Raw genomic sequence first — 13,562 nt, forward strand, 5'->3', positions numbered from 1 at the left:
TGAAGCCATGGCCAACGACATCAAGGACATCGCCCATGCCGTCCAGGCGGCCTCCGCCCTGGACCTGTTCGCCGTCCCGCCCCGGGTGCTGGCCCTCGGCGAACCCGCCCACGGGGTGGACGCCCCGCTCCGGCTGCGCAACGCCCTCTTCCGGGAGCTGGTCGAGCGGGCGGGCTACCGGACCGTCGCCCTCGAGAGCGACTGCGTGGCGGGGCTCCTCGTGGACGACTACGTGGCGACGGGCGCCGGCAGCCTCGACGGGGTACTGGCGCGGGGGTTCAGCCACGGTCTGGGGGCTTCTGCCGCCAACCGTGAACTGGTGCGCTGGATGCGCGCCTTCAACGACGGCCGGCCCGCGTCCGACCGGGTCCGGTTCGCCGGCTTCGACGGTCCGTTGGAGATGGCCTGCGCGGCCAGCCCCCGCACGGCCCTCACCGCGCTCCACCGCTGCCTGGCGGACCATGTGGACACGGGCCTGCTCCCCTGCACCGCCGAAACGCTGGACCGCCTGCTCGGCCCCGACGACCGGTGGACCGATCCCGCCGCGATGCTGGATCCCGCCGCGTCCTTCGGGCGGTCGGCCGAAGCCCGCGAACTGCGGCTGCTGGCCGACGACCTGGGGGCGCTGCTCGACACCTGGACGCCGCATCTGGTCACGGCGGTCCCCCGGGAGGCGTTCGACCGGGTGCGCCTGTACGCGCGGACCGCCGTCGGTCTGCTGCGCTACCACTACTGGATGGCCGACGCGTCGCCGAGCCGGCTGGCACGGCTGTCGGGGCTGCGGGACCACATGATGGCGGACCGCCTCCTCGCCCTCGCCGAGCGCGGGCCGGTCCTGGTGCACGCCCACAACAGCCATCTCCAGCGGGACATCAGCTCGATGCGGATGGGCGGGATGCCGCTGGAGTGGTGGAGCGCGGGCTCCATCGTGAGCGCCCGGCTGGGCGAGGACTACGGGTTCCTGGCCACCGCCTTCGGCACGCTGCGGCACCAGGGGGTCCACGCTCCACCGGCGGACACCCTGGAGGGGGCCCTGTACGCGCACGGGGCCGGGACCTGCCTGGTGGACGCTGCGGAACTGGCCGCCGCCCTCGGCTCCCCGGGCCCCGGCCGGCGCACGTCCCCGTACTTCGGGTACGCCCCGCTCGACCCGGCCCAGCTGCCCCGTATCGACGGCGTCGTGTTCATGGGGGACGTCCCCGAGAAGTGAGGACGTCCCCGAGGCGGTGGGCGAGCCGGACCGATGTCCGGGGGCCGCGCCGTACGACCCGCACGGCGGAGAGGGTGAACCTTCGCCCCGTCAGGAATAGACGGGGCGGACGGTTGTTGACCCCGTCATGACTTCTGAGATTTCCGGTACGGGCAGGACCTTCGGACGCGTGGGGATCTGGAGCGGCGCGCTGCACGCGTCGCGCGTGGACGATGCGGGCGGGAAGGCGATCACGGAGGCGCTCGCCGAGCTCGACGAGCTGGGGTACGGCACCGTATGGGTCGGGAGCAGCCCGGCGCCCGGGGACGCCGCAGCCGTCGTGGCCGCCACCCGCTCGATCACGGTGGCCACCGGCATCCTGAGCATCTGGGACCACACGGCGGAGGAGGTGGCCGCCGCGGTCGCGGCGATCGACCCGGACGAACGCCGCCGTTTCGTCCTCGGCCTGGGGGTCAGCCACGGCCCGATGGTGCCGCAGTACGCGAAGCCGTACAGCGCGATGACGGACTACCTCGACGCGCTCGACGCCGCCGAACCGTCCGTCGGCGCGGGCCACCGGGTCCTGGCGGCCCTCGGGCCGAAGATGATCAGGCTCGCGGCGGACCGCGCGCTCGGGGCCCACCCCTACCTCGTCACCACCGAGCACACCGCCGAGGCCCGCGAGGCGCTCGGCCCCGACGCGGTGCTCGCCCCCGAGCTGACGGTGGTGCTGGACACCGACCTGGACCGGGCCCGCACCACCGCGCGGACGATGCTGGAGATGTACCTGCATCTGCCCAACTACACCGCCAACCTGCTGCGGCTGGGGTTCACCGAGGGCGACTTCGAGGGCGGGGGCAGCGTCCGGCTGCTCGACGCGCTCTTCGCGCTGGGCGACGCGGAGCAGGTGGTGCGCCGGACCCGGGAGTACCTGGACGCCGGGGCGGACCACGTCGCGTTGCAGGTCCTCACCGCCGAGGAGGGCGGCGGGGGGCTGCCGCGGGCCGCGTGGCGTGAGCTGGCGGAGGCGTTCGGCGACCAGCTCTGAGGCCGCGGACGCGTTCCTCCGCGCACCCTCGCCCCCGTCAACACGTCATACCTCTCGTCCCCTTCGGATGATGTGCGGCGTGTCCGGGGGTTCACGGGACGCTCCCGGGCAGCCTCTGGGTGACCAGTCGTGAGGGGGATGCGTGGGAGTGTCACGTGAGTACGGACGCGCCATCAGTGAGGGTCCGACACCGGCCGACGCGGCGGGGGCTCCCGCGCTGCCGTATCCGAGCGGCTGGTCGGCGCTGGCCTTCTCGCACGAGCTGCGGCCGGGCGCCGTGCTCACCCGGCCGCTCGCGGGGCGCGACGTCGTCCTGTACCGCACCGGCACGGGAGCGCTGCGCGCCGTCCGGCCGTACTGCCCGCACCTGGGAGCCCATCTCGGTCTGGCGAAGGTCGAGGGGGAGGATCTCACCTGCCCCTTCCACTTCTTCTCGTTCGGTCCCGACGGCAGGTGCGTGCGGACGGGGTACGGCACACCGCCGCCCCGGTCCCCGCTGACGCACCTGCCCGTCCACGAGGTCAACGGGGGCGTCTTCGTCTGGCGGCACCACGACGGCCGGGATCCGGACTGGTCCGTCCCCCAGTGGCACGAGATCGGCCACCGGCCCGCGCGCACGGCCGCCTGGGAATTGGCGGGCAACGTCCAGGAGGTCATCGAGAACTCGGTCGACCTCGGGCACTTCGCCACCCTGCACGGCTGGGCGAAGGCCGAGATCGACGGTCCCGTGGCGTACGACGGCGCGACGTTCCGCGTCGCCATGCGGGCCCACGAGTCGGCGCCGCTCGTGGGCGACTTCACCGTGGAGGTGAAGGTGGCCGGTTACGGATTGGGCTGTCTGCACGCCGATGTGCACACGCCCCGCTTCGGGCTGCGGATGTGCACGATGGTCATGCCGACCGCGATCGGCCCCAACCGGATGCAGTTCCGTCAGCTCAACCGCATCGCCTTCGACGAGCCGGGCCGGCTGCCGCCCCGGCTCGCCCGGATCGTCAGCCGTACCGCGGCCCGCCTCCTGGACCGTCCCGTATTCCGGTCCAGTTGCGAGTTCACCGCCGCCGACTTCCCGATCTGGCACCACAAGCAGTACCAACAACCGCCCCGGCTGGCTGTCGGGGACGGGCCGATCGGACCGTTCCGGCGCTGGGCGAAGCGGTTCTATCCCGAGTCGCCCGGCTGGGGCGGAACACCCCGCCCCCACCGCGGCGAAGACGAGGGCAGTGCCGTGCTCTCCTGACCCGGCCCGCTCGCCCGGCCCGCTCGCCCGGCCCGCTCGCCCGGCCCGCTCCAGCCGTCCCCACCCCGCCCCTCGCCCCGGCCCGCTCTCCGGCGCCCCCGCTCTCGTACGCCCTGTCCTCCCCTTCCTTTCTCTGCCTTCCTCCCGCCTCGCGGAGGCCGGGACTCCGCACTTCGGATGCCATTCGGGCATGGCCCACACCGGAACGGGCACCCCGAACGACCGGACCGGAGGCCGCATCGGACGTGACCAGCACCGCGGTTGACGGGAAAACGGGCACGAACGGGCCGAGGCAACCAGGGGAAGTGGCTGGTCGTAACCCCGGAACTGCTTGTACAAACGACACACGAGTCCGAACGGACATGCGGACTCTGCCCGTAACGGGCCCAGCAGCGACCAGGGACGTGCACCGTGGACACCGAGGAACGCCGTCGGGGAATTCTGGACACCGCCCGGCGGGAGGGCTCGGTCGTCGTGAACGCCCTGGCGGACCTGTTCAAGGTGTCCAAGGAGACCGTCCGCCGCGATCTTCACGCCCTGGAGGACCACGGGCTCGTCCGCCGGACCCACGGCGGCGCCTACCCGGTGGAGTCGGCAGGCTTCGAGACCACGCTCGCGATCCGTACCACCCGCAACGTCCCCCAGAAGTCGCGGATCGCGGCCGCGGCCGCCGATCTGCTCGGTGACGCCGAGACGGTCTTCGTCGACGAGGGGTTCACCCCGCAACTCGTCGCCGAGGCGCTTCCCCGGGACCGGCCCCTGACCGTGATCACCGCTTCCCTGGCCGTGGCCACCTCCCTCGCCGGGGTCGAGAAGACGTCGGTGCTCCTGCTGGGCGGCCGGGTGCGCGGTTCGACGATGGCGACCGTGGACCACTGGGCCTCCCGGATGCTCGCGGACTTCGTCATCGACCTCGCGTACCTCGGGGCCAACGGCATCTCCCGCGAGTACGGCCTCACCACCCCGGATCCCGCGGTCGCCGAGGTGAAGGCGCAGGCGCTGCGCGGTTCGCGGCGGCGGATCTTCGCCGGGATCCACAGCAAGTTCGGGGCGGTGAGCTTCTGCCGGTTCGCCGGGGTGGCCGACTTCGAAGCGATCGTCACCGACTCCGGGCTCTCCTCGGCCGAAGCCCAGCGCTACTCCCTCCTCGGGCCGCAGGTCATCCGCGTCTGACCGGATCTCCCCCGGTGGGCCCCGCCGCCGGTGCGGCCGGCGCACCCCACCACCCGCACTCCCCCGCCGGGGCGTGGTTCGCCATGCCCGCGGCGGCCCGATCACCGAGCCGCTACGACTGATCAGGAGCCCCCATGCCCCATCCAGGACGCCGTCGCCGGCCACGCCCCCGTGGCCGCGCCTGCGCCGCGGCCGCCGCGGCGCTGGCCCTGCTCGCCACCGGATGTGCCGGGGCGGGCGGGACCTCGTTCGGCGGCGGCGACGCGTTGAACGTACTCATGGTGAACAACCCGCAGATGGTCGAGCTGCAGAAGCTGACGGCGAAGCACTTCACCGGGGAAACCGGCATCGAGGTCCACTTCACGGTGCTCCCGGAGAACGACGTACGCGACAAGATCAGTCAGGACTTCTCCAACCAGGCCGGCCAGTACGACATCGCCACCATCAGCAACTTCGAGCTGCCGTTCTTCGCGAAGAACGGCTGGCTCAGCCCCCTCGACGCGTACGCGCGGGCCGATGCCGCCTTCGACCAGGAGGACATACTCCAGCCCCTCGAGGACTCGCTGACCGCGGAGGACGGCAAGCTCTACGCCCAGCCGTTCTACGGCGAGTCGTCCTTCCTGATGTACCGCAAGGACGTCTTCGAGGAGCACGGCCTCACCATGCCCGAGAAGCCGACGTGGAAGGAGGTGGCGGCACTCGCCGAGCGGGCGGACGGGGCGGAGCGCGGAATGAAGGGCATCTGCCTGCGCGGGCTGCCGGGCTGGGGCGAGGTCATCGCCCCGCTCACCACGGTCGTCAACACGATGGGCGGGACCTGGTTCACCGAGGACTGGGAACCGCGTCTGACCTCGCCGGAGTTCACGAGGGCGACGAAGTTCTACGTGGATCTCGTACGCGAGCACGGGGAGCTGGGCGCTCCGCAGTCCGGGTACGCCGAGTGCCTGAACAACATGACCCAGGGCAAGACCGCCATGTGGTACGACGCCACGGCGGGCGCCGGGTCGCTGGAGGCCGAGGGCTCCCCGGTGAAGGGGAAGATCGGGTACGTGCCCGCCCCCGTCGAACGGACCAGGAGCTCGGGGTGGCTGTACACCTGGGCCTGGGGGGTGCAGAAGGCGTCCAGGAAGACCGACGACGCCTGGGAGTTCGTCTCCTGGGCGTCCGGCAAGGAGTACGAGGAACTGGTCGGGGCCACCAGCGGCTGGGCCGACGTCCCGGCCGGCAAACGGGCCTCCACCTATGCCAACCCCCGCTACCGCGCGGAGGCCGGGGCGTTCGCCGACGTCACCGAACGGGCCATTTCCGAGGCCGACCCGAAGAACCCGGGCACCCAGCCCCGCCCGACGGCGGGCATCCAGTTCGTCGGCGTACCGGAGTTCACCGATCTGGGCACCAAGGTGGCGCAGGAGATCAGCGCCGCCATCGCGGGCCGCCAGTCGGTGGACGCCGCGCTCGCCGCCTCCCAGAAGCTGGCCGAGAAGGTCGCGGAGGAGTACCGATGACCGCCACCGCGACGAGAAGGGCCGCCACGCCTCCCGAGGTTCCGGCGAAGGGGCCGGCCGGCGCCCGGCGGCGCGCGTGGGCGACCCGGGCGCCCCTGCTGCCCGCGCTCGTCTTCCTCATCGCCGTGACCCAGCTGCCGTTCGTGGCGACACTGGTGATCTCGCTCTTCGACTGGAACTCCCTCAAACCGGAGAAACGCCACTTCACCGGGTTCTCCAACTACGCGTCGGTCTTCACCGACGAGGCGCTGCGCGAGTCGGTCGTGACGACCATCGTCCTCACCGCGTCCGTCGTCGTCGTCAGCGTCGTGCTGGGGCTCGCCCTCGCCCTGCTGCTCGACCGCGCTTTCTTCGGCCGGGGGTTCGTGCGCACTCTGCTGATCACCCCGTTCCTGCTGGTGCCGGTCTCGGCCGCGCTGCTGTGGAAGCACGCGCTCTACAACCCGGAGTACGGGCTGTTCAACGGGGCGCTCACCTGGTTCGGCGAGCTGTTCGGCATCGAGTCCGTGGCGCAGCCGGAGTGGACGTCGGAGATGCCGCTGATCGCCGTCGAGGCGGCCCTGGTGTGGCAGTGGACGCCGTTCATGATGCTGATCCTGCTGGCCGGACTGCAGAGCCGGCCCGCCGAGATCATGGAGGCCGCGCGGCTGGACGGGGCCGGGCCCTGGCAGGTCTTCCGCCATCTGACCCTGCCGCATCTGCGCCGTTACCTCGAACTCGGCGTCCTGCTCGGGTCGGTGTACATCGTGCAGAACTTCGACGCGGTGTTCACCATCACCTCCGGCGGTCTCGGCACCGCCAACCTCCCGTACACCGTCTACGAGACCTTCTACCGGGCCCATGAGTACGGGCTGGCGTCCGCGGCGGGCGTGGTCGTGGTGATCGGCACGATCATCATCGCCACCTTCGCCCTGCGGGTGGTCTCCTCCCTCTTCCGTGAGGAGGCGAGCCGCGCATGAGCGCCTCGACCGCCACAACTCCGTCCGCCGACACCGTGACGCGCAGGGCCCGTCGCCGCTCCACCGCCCTGGGCGTGGCCGCCTGGGTCGTCGGGATCGGCTTCTGCCTGCCCGCCCTGTGGATGGTGCTGACCTCCTTCCACGCGGAGGCCGACGCGGCGACCAACCCGCCGTCGGTCGCCGCCGCCCTGACGCTGGACGGCTACCGCGCCTTCTTCGGCGGCGGGGGCGGCCCGACGCCGTGGCCGCCGCTGGTCAACTCGCTGGCCGCCTCGTTCTTCTCGACCGTGCTGGTGCTGCTGCTCGCCCTGCCTGCCGCGTACGCGCTCTCCATCCGGCGGGTGCGCAAGTGGACGGACGTGATGTTCTTCTTCCTGTCCACCAAGATGCTCCCGGTGGTCGCCGGGCTGCTGCCGGTGTACCTGTTCGCGAAGAACACCGGGCTGCTGGACAACGTCTGGCTGCTGGTCCTGCTCTACACCTCGATGAACCTGCCGATCGCGGTGTGGATGATGCAGTCCTTCCTCGCGGACGTGCCCGTCTCCATCATCGAGGCGGCGCAGGTCGACGGAGCCCGGCTGCCGACCGTCCTGCGCCGGGTCGTCGCCCCGGTCGCCGGTCCCGGGATCGCGGCGACGGCCCTGATCTGCTTCATCTTCAGCTGGAACGAGCTGTTGTTCGCCCGGGTGCTGACCGGTGTGGTCGCCGGCACCGCGCCCGTCCACCTGACCACCTTCGTCACCAGTCAGGGCCTCTTCCTCGCCCAGCTGTGCGCGGCGTCCGTGGTCGTGTCCCTGCCGGTGCTCGTCGCCGGCTACGCCGCCCAGGACAAACTCGTCCAGGGCCTCTCGCTGGGAGCAGTCAAATGAGGGCAGCCATCGTCGAAGCGGTCGGCAAGGTCTCCGTGACCACCGTCCCGGACCCCGCGCCAGGCCCGCGCGACGTGGTCGTCAAGGTCGCCTCGTGCGGACTGTGCGGGACCGATCTCCACATCCTCCAGGGGGAGTTCGCCCCGACCCTGCCGATCGTGCCGGGGCACGAGTTCGCCGGGGAGATCGTCGGCACCGGCGCGGACGTCACCGAGTTGTCCGTCGGCGACAAGGTGGCCGTGGACCCCTCGCTGCACTGCCACGAGTGCCGCTACTGCCGGGCGGGGCGCGGCAACCTGTGCGACGCCTGGGCGGCGATCGGCGTCACCGTGCCCGGGGGCGCGGCCGAGTTCGCGGTGGCGCCCGCCGCCAACTGCGTACGTCTGCCGGAGCACATCGACGTACGGGACGCGGCCCTGATCGAGCCGCTGTCCTGCGCGGTGCGGGGGTACGACGTCCTCCACGGCAACCTCGGGGCCGAGGTGCTGATCTACGGGTCCGGAACCATGGGCCTGATGATGCTGGAGCTGGCCAAGCGGACCGGCGCCGCGTCCGTGGACATCCTGGACGTCAACCCCCGGCGGCTGGCGACCGCGACGACCCTGGGCTGTACGGGCGCGGCCGCCCGCGCCGAGGAGCTGGACCGCCCGGGCGGCTGGGACGTGGTCATCGACGCCACGGGCAACGCCGCCGCGATCCAGGACGGGCTGGGGCGGGTCGCCAAGGGCGGTACGTTCCTCCAGTTCGGGGTCGCGGACTACGCGACGAGGGCGGTGATCGAGCCGTACAGGATCTACAACCAGGAGATCACCATCACCGGGTCGATGGCGGTCCTGCACAGTTACGAACGGGCCGCCGCGCTCTTCGCGAGCGGGGTGCTGGACGCGTCGGTGTTCATCAGCGACCGGCTGCCGCTGGAGCAGTATCCGCAGGCGATCGAGCGCTTCCGGGCGGGGATCGGCCGCAAGATCGTGGTGGAGCCGTGACGGACGCGCCGGTCCCCCGGTCCCAAGGGGGGCGTTCCGTCCTCGTGGTGGGCGAGGCGCTGGTGGACCTGGTCCCGGCCGAGGGCGAGGCGGGCGTCCGCGTGGCCCAGCCGGGCGGCGCGCCGGCGAACGTCGCGGTGGGGCTGGCCCGGCTGGGCGGGCGGCCGTCCTTCGTGGGCGGCCTCGGCGACGACGCCTTCGGGGACACCGTCGGGCGGTGGCTGACCGGTGCGGGCGTCGACCTGTCGCTGAGTACCCGCCCGGCGCTGCCCACGGCGCTCGCGGTGGCCGATCCGGGCGCCCGCGGGAACACGTACCGCTTCCACCTCGGGGACACGGCGACCTTCGCGCTGCCCGACCGGACGGCGGAAGCGGGGCGCTTCGGCGCGGTGTACGTGGGCGGGCTGGCCGCGGTCGTGGAGCCGGCGGCGGCGGTGGTGGCCGCCGTCGCGCGGGAGGCCGCCCGGTCGGGGCTGCTGGCGGTGGATCCCAATGTGCGCGATGACCGCACCCTGGATCCCGTGCGGTGCCGGGAGCGGCTGCGTGAGCTGTGCGCTCTCGCGCGGATCGTGAAGGCGAGCGACGAGGACCTGGTGCGGCTGTGGCCGGACGCGAGTCCCGAGGCGAGCTGCCGGGAGCTGGCGGAGCGGGGGCGGCTGGTGGTGATGACGCGGGGCGCGCGGGGCGCCACGGCCTATGTCCACGGCGCCCCGGCGGTCTCCGTGCCCGCTCGGCCGGTGCGGGTGGTGAACACCATCGGCGCGGGCGACGCGTTCATGGCGGGGATGCTGGCCTGGCTGGGCGCGGAGGCCGACTGGTGTACGGAGCTGACCGCCGAGCGTGCGGAGGCGATGCTGGAGTACGCGTCGGGGGCGGCGGCGTCGGTCTGCGCCCAGGCGGGAACGGAGCCCTCGGCCCCGCTCGGGGTGTGAACCCGCCGTCCACCGGGCATCAGGAGGAGGACCCGAGTTCCGCACGGCCCTCCCCCGGCCCACGGAGACGACCGCCGCGGCCCCCGCAAGCAGGGATGCTTGCGGGGGCCGCGGCGTCTTCTCAGCTCTGCGGCCGCTTGCCGTGGTTCGCGGCGTTCTTGCGGCGGGCCTTCTTCTTACGACGTCGCTTCGAGGACATCGAACCCTCCTTTTCTGCTCGGTGCTCCGTTGCGGACGGTCCAGCGGGCGGCGGCGCCCGTGATCACCTGCCCGCCTACCCACCCACACCGTGGCAAACCGCCGCGGCCGGTGCAACCGGCGGCCCGGCGGCGGGCGGGAGTGGACTGATGTGCGGGAGAGCGTCGAGCGGGCGGCGCGCGGAATCCGTCGGCCCGTCGGCACCGGGCGGGCCGCGCCCGCCGTTCAGGGCCGGTAGCGCAGGGGGTGGTCGGCCGGCACCTCGACGACGGCGATCCGCACCCCGTCGGGGTCCTCGATCCACATCTCGACCAGTCCCCAGGGTTCGCGGCGCGGCGGGCGCAGAACGGTCACGCCGTTCGCCCGCAGTTCCTCGTGAGCGGCCTCGGCGTCCTCGACCTGGAGCCAGATCCGCACGGCGGGCGAGGGGCGGGCCTCGCTCCTGCCGGAGAGTTCCAGGAACCCGCCGCCGAGGAAGTAGACCGTGCCGCGCTCCGGTCCGGTACCGAACTCGCGGTACACGGCGAGGCCCAGGGCCTCGCCGTAGAAGGCGCGCGAACGCTCGGGGTCGGTGGGCCGGAGCAGGATCCTGCTGCTCAGTACGTGCACCATGGCCCCGAGCGTACGCCTCGCGCCGCGGATGTGCCGGAAGTCTCAGCCGGTCAGGTCGTCGACGAAGTCCTCGGAGCACCGGTCCTCGGCAGCCCGGCTGTCGGCCTGCTCCACGCAGTCCTGGAAGTCCTGGAACTTCTGGGAGTCGAACACGGAGACGGCCAGGACGAGGACGATCGCGGAGCCGATCAGGCCGAGCGCGCCGAACGCTGCGCCGACTATCGCCATCGCACGGCGCGGGGCGCGGCCCTGCCGGGTGCGGAGTGCGGCGACGACACCGAAGACGACCGCCAGCAGGCCGAGCAGCAGGCCGCCCACGATGGTCCAGAAGAACAGGCAGGCGACGAGGCCGAGGACGAGGGCGGCGACCGCGAACCCGTTCGTCCGGGCGGGCGCCGGGCCCCCGTAGGGGTCGTGGCCGCCTGCGGACTGTCCCGGGTGCGACGGGTACGAGGCGTCCGGATACGAGGGAAGGGACATCGGCGCGGTGCTCCTGTTCTTCTGGCTTCCCGTCTCCCTGCCCCGTGGCCCGGCCGCCAACCGCCGTTCCGGTCACACTCCGGCAACCGAGCGCCTCGGCCGGGGCCGCTCGGCGGGGCGGGACGGTCGAGGGGAGGACGGCGGCCCCGCACACGGCGTGCGGGGCCGCCGGGGACCGGGTGCGGGGAAGCCGCCCCGGGGCGCGCCCATGGCGCCGCGCGGGCGGCCGGGCCCGACAGCTTCGGGGGGTCAGGCCGGGTCGGTCGCCATGCTCTCGATCAGGCTCTTGGGGCGCAGGTCGGTCCAGTTGCGCTCGACGTACTCCAGGCACGCCCGGCGGGTGTCCTCCGGGTGCGCCACGGTCCATCCGGCGGGCACCTCGGCGAAGGCCGGCCACAGGGAGTGCTGCCCCTCGTCGTTGACGAGCACCAGGTAGACGCCGTCCTCGTCCTCGAACGGATTGGTCACCGCATCCTCCAGCTGTTCGAACAATGATTACTTCATGTGATCGCCTCGCGACCCTACCCGTCGACTCCGCGGCCGACTCATCGAGCGCCGCGGAGCGCCGGGGCGTCCGCCACCCCGTGGGTGTCCCGTCTCAGAGCCCGAATTCGCTCAGCCGGGCCTCGTAGCGGATGGTGACGTCCACGGAGTCGCCGGCCGGACCGTCCCACAGGGCCTCCAGTTCGGCGCGCACGGCGTCGGGCAGCGCCTCGTACCGCTCGGACCAGGTGTCGGAGTTCGGTATCCAGTAGCCGACGACCTTGAAGCGGTCCGCCGGGAGCTCCAGGTCGCGGCGGAGGTAACGGCGTACCGCGCGCAGGGCGTTGGTCTCCCCCGCGACCCACACGTACCCGCCGGCGAGATCCGTGCCGGGCGGGACGGCGGCGGCGACCAGGTCGGCCAGGCGACTCGGTCCGTGGCCGTTCCCGCCGTAGGTCCAGGTCGCCCTGGAGTCGGGCAGTTCCCGCAGCGGCAGCACGGCGGAGGGGTCGGGGGCCTCCAGGACCACCCGGGTCCTGATGTGGTCCGGGGTGTTCTCCAGCAGGCGGGCGACGGCGGGCAGACCGGTCTGGTCGGCGACCAGGACCTGCCAGGAGAGGTCGGCGGGCGGGCTGTAGAGGCCGGTCGGGTCGTTGACGCCGATGACGTCCCCGGGCCGCGCCCCGGCAGCCCAGGTGGAGGCCACTCCGCCCTCGTGCAGGACGAAGTCGATGTCGATCTCGCCCGCCTCCGGGCGCACCGCGCGGACCGTGTACGTGCGCATCGGCGCGACCGGCTGCCCCTCCGGGGTCTCCCAGCCGCCCTGTTCGGTCGTCCGCGGCAGGGAGACCGCGGTGCGGTCCGGCCCGTGCGGGAGGAAGATCCGTACGTACTCGTCGCCGGCCCCGGTGGTCCGGAAACCCGCCAGCCCCTCTCCGTGGAAGGTGAGGCGGGTCATGGTCGGGGTGAGCGGCCGCACTCGGGCGACGACGGCTCGATGGATCGTCATGGACACTGCCCCTTCGCGCACGTGGACGGCCTGCACGCCCTGCCCGTGGGGACAAGGAAACCGAACTGCCTTAGGTCAGCCTAACCTTAGGCGGGCCGGTTCGGGAAGAAGGCGGCGTGCTCCACCCGGGCACGGCCGGCCGGGTGACCGGCCGTGGTGGAGCGGGGCGGGCCGGCGCCGGGGCCGTTGTGGAGAAGGCGCTCCGGCCGGCGGACCGCTCCGCGCGGGCCGCGCGCGTCGGTGGGCGGACGCCGGGGCGTACCGTCGGAGTCCGCGCCGGGCGGGAAGGGGCGCTCACTCCTCCGCGAGCACGGCGTCGATCTCGCCCAGGAAGTCCTCCAGGTCGTCCGGGGTGCGAGAGGTGATCAACGGCCATCCGGAGGCGTCGTCGCGGACCACCGGCTTGTCGACCCAGGTGCCGCCGGCGTTGGTGAGGTCGGTGCGCAGCGAGGCGTAGGAGGTCAGCGTCTTGCCGTCGACGTGGCCGCCTTCGATCAACGCCCACGGCCCGTGGCAGATGGCGGCCACCGGGCGGCCGGAGGCGGCGAACGAGCTGACGATCCGGGTGGTGGCGTCCTCCAGGCGCAACGAGTCGGCGTTCAGCGTGCCGCCCGGGACCAGCAGGAGGTCGTAGGCGGCGGGGTCCACGTCGTCGAGCGCGAGGTCGGGTCGCACGGTCTCGCCGGGGTCGCGGTCGCCGACGAGGGTACGGATCTCGTCGGTGGAGGTCGCCGCCACGCTGACGCGCGCCCCGTGGTCGCGCAGGTGCTTGACGGGGACGACGAGTTCGTCCTGCTCGACGCCGTAGTTGGTGACGATGACCAGGATGCGGCGGTCTTCGAGAGCGTTGGTGGACATGGACTGCTCCGTTCCTCTGGTGTC

15 protein-coding genes are annotated in these 13,562 nt (G+C 72.7%); 9 read left to right on the forward strand and 6 right to left on the reverse strand.

Annotated features, from left to right (window positions below; translation table 11 throughout):
- The first annotated feature begins 7 nt into the window (after positions 1-7).
- From AMK24_RS22315 to AMK24_RS22355, 9 genes are all read left to right on the forward strand, one after another.
- Positions 8-1,210, forward strand: a complete 1,203-nt coding sequence (locus tag AMK24_RS22315; RefSeq protein ID WP_073770614.1) for an erythromycin esterase family protein — start codon at positions 8-10, stop codon at positions 1,208-1,210.
- Between the two features lie 127 nt (positions 1,211-1,337).
- Positions 1,338-2,237 carry an LLM class F420-dependent oxidoreductase gene (locus AMK24_RS22320; protein WP_073770615.1) on the forward strand — a complete coding sequence of 300 codons (900 nt, stop codon included), beginning with the start codon at positions 1,338-1,340 and terminating at the stop codon, positions 2,235-2,237.
- Positions 2,238-2,379: 142 nt separating this feature from the next.
- Positions 2,380-3,474: a Rieske 2Fe-2S domain-containing protein gene (locus tag AMK24_RS22325; protein ID WP_073770616.1), complete on the forward strand. Its 1,095-nt coding sequence runs from the start codon at positions 2,380-2,382 to the stop codon at positions 3,472-3,474.
- A 411-nt stretch (positions 3,475-3,885) separates the two neighbouring features.
- Complete coding sequence (locus tag AMK24_RS22330; RefSeq protein ID WP_073770617.1) at positions 3,886-4,647, forward strand: DeoR/GlpR family DNA-binding transcription regulator; 762 nt, start codon at positions 3,886-3,888, stop codon at positions 4,645-4,647.
- 134 nt (positions 4,648-4,781) lie between these two features.
- On the forward strand, positions 4,782-6,152 hold the full coding sequence (locus tag AMK24_RS22335) for an ABC transporter substrate-binding protein (protein WP_073770618.1): 1,371 nt from the start codon (positions 4,782-4,784) through the stop codon (positions 6,150-6,152).
- The gene (locus tag AMK24_RS22340; protein ID WP_073770619.1) at positions 6,149-7,111 is read left to right on the forward strand and encodes a carbohydrate ABC transporter permease; all 963 of its coding nucleotides are present in this window, start codon (positions 6,149-6,151) and stop codon (positions 7,109-7,111) included. Before AMK24_RS22335 ends, AMK24_RS22340 begins: the two co-directional genes overlap by 4 nt.
- Positions 7,108-7,980: a carbohydrate ABC transporter permease gene (locus AMK24_RS22345; RefSeq protein WP_073770620.1), complete on the forward strand. Its 873-nt coding sequence runs from the start codon at positions 7,108-7,110 to the stop codon at positions 7,978-7,980. Before AMK24_RS22340 ends, AMK24_RS22345 begins: the two co-directional genes overlap by 4 nt.
- Positions 7,977-8,966, forward strand: a complete 990-nt coding sequence (locus tag AMK24_RS22350) for a zinc-dependent alcohol dehydrogenase family protein (protein WP_073770621.1) — start codon at positions 7,977-7,979, stop codon at positions 8,964-8,966. The genes AMK24_RS22345 and AMK24_RS22350 overlap by 4 nt, the downstream gene beginning before the upstream one ends.
- Entirely contained in the window at positions 8,963-9,898 is a 936-nt protein-coding gene (locus tag AMK24_RS22355) for a PfkB family carbohydrate kinase (RefSeq protein ID WP_073770622.1), read from the forward strand. Before AMK24_RS22350 ends, AMK24_RS22355 begins: the two co-directional genes overlap by 4 nt.
- A gap of 121 nt (positions 9,899-10,019) precedes the next feature.
- On the opposite strand, the gene AMK24_RS35455 is transcribed toward AMK24_RS22355, so the two are convergent.
- The 6 genes from AMK24_RS35455 to AMK24_RS22380 all read right to left on the reverse strand — a co-directional run bounded on the left by AMK24_RS35455 (position 10,020) and on the right by AMK24_RS22380 (position 13,538).
- Positions 10,020-10,097: a 50S ribosomal protein bL37 gene (locus AMK24_RS35455; RefSeq protein WP_373465217.1), complete on the reverse strand. Its 78-nt coding sequence runs from the start codon at positions 10,095-10,097 to the stop codon at positions 10,020-10,022.
- Positions 10,098-10,321: 224 nt separating this feature from the next.
- Entirely contained in the window at positions 10,322-10,708 is a 387-nt protein-coding gene (locus AMK24_RS22360; RefSeq protein WP_073770623.1) for a VOC family protein, read from the reverse strand.
- A gap of 42 nt (positions 10,709-10,750) precedes the next feature.
- Positions 10,751-11,188: a DUF4190 domain-containing protein gene (locus AMK24_RS22365; protein WP_073770624.1), complete on the reverse strand. Its 438-nt coding sequence runs from the start codon at positions 11,186-11,188 to the stop codon at positions 10,751-10,753.
- 249 nt (positions 11,189-11,437) lie between these two features.
- Positions 11,438-11,656 (reverse strand): MbtH family protein, encoded by a 219-nt coding sequence (locus AMK24_RS22370; RefSeq protein ID WP_073770792.1) that lies wholly within the window; start codon positions 11,654-11,656, stop codon positions 11,438-11,440.
- 130 nt (positions 11,657-11,786) lie between these two features.
- Entirely contained in the window at positions 11,787-12,680 is an 894-nt protein-coding gene (locus tag AMK24_RS22375) for a siderophore-interacting protein (protein WP_073770625.1), read from the reverse strand.
- A gap of 294 nt (positions 12,681-12,974) precedes the next feature.
- Positions 12,975-13,538 (reverse strand): type 1 glutamine amidotransferase domain-containing protein, encoded by a 564-nt coding sequence (locus tag AMK24_RS22380; RefSeq protein WP_073770626.1) that lies wholly within the window; start codon positions 13,536-13,538, stop codon positions 12,975-12,977.
- Positions 13,539-13,562: the final 24 nt, after the last annotated feature.

Origin of the sequence: Streptomyces sp. CB02366 (assembly GCF_001905905.1) — a bacterium.
Taxonomy (GTDB): domain Bacteria; phylum Actinomycetota; class Actinomycetes; order Streptomycetales; family Streptomycetaceae; genus Streptomyces.

Bases quoted from the DNA above. Each gene is read 5' to 3' on its own strand.
- AMK24_RS22315 (WP_073770614.1), top strand. From the start codon at position 8: ATGGCCAACGACATCAAGGACATCGCCCATGCCGTCCAGGCGGCCTCC.
- AMK24_RS22320 (WP_073770615.1), top strand. From the start codon at position 1,338: ATGACTTCTGAGATTTCCGGTACGGGCAGGACCTTCGGACGCGTGGGG.
- AMK24_RS22335 (WP_073770618.1), top strand. From the start codon at position 4,782: ATGCCCCATCCAGGACGCCGTCGCCGGCCACGCCCCCGTGGCCGCGCC.
- AMK24_RS22340 (WP_073770619.1), top strand. From the start codon at position 6,149: ATGACCGCCACCGCGACGAGAAGGGCCGCCACGCCTCCCGAGGTTCCG.
- AMK24_RS22345 (WP_073770620.1), top strand. From the start codon at position 7,108: ATGAGCGCCTCGACCGCCACAACTCCGTCCGCCGACACCGTGACGCGC.
- AMK24_RS22350 (WP_073770621.1), top strand. From the start codon at position 7,977: ATGAGGGCAGCCATCGTCGAAGCGGTCGGCAAGGTCTCCGTGACCACC.
- AMK24_RS35455 (WP_373465217.1), bottom strand. From the start codon at position 10,097: ATGTCCTCGAAGCGACGTCGTAAGAAGAAGGCCCGCCGCAAGAACGCC.
- AMK24_RS22360 (WP_073770623.1), bottom strand. From the start codon at position 10,708: ATGGTGCACGTACTGAGCAGCAGGATCCTGCTCCGGCCCACCGACCCC.
- AMK24_RS22365 (WP_073770624.1), bottom strand. From the start codon at position 11,188: ATGTCCCTTCCCTCGTATCCGGACGCCTCGTACCCGTCGCACCCGGGA.
- AMK24_RS22375 (WP_073770625.1), bottom strand. From the start codon at position 12,680: ATGACGATCCATCGAGCCGTCGTCGCCCGAGTGCGGCCGCTCACCCCG.
- AMK24_RS22380 (WP_073770626.1), bottom strand. From the start codon at position 13,538: ATGTCCACCAACGCTCTCGAAGACCGCCGCATCCTGGTCATCGTCACC.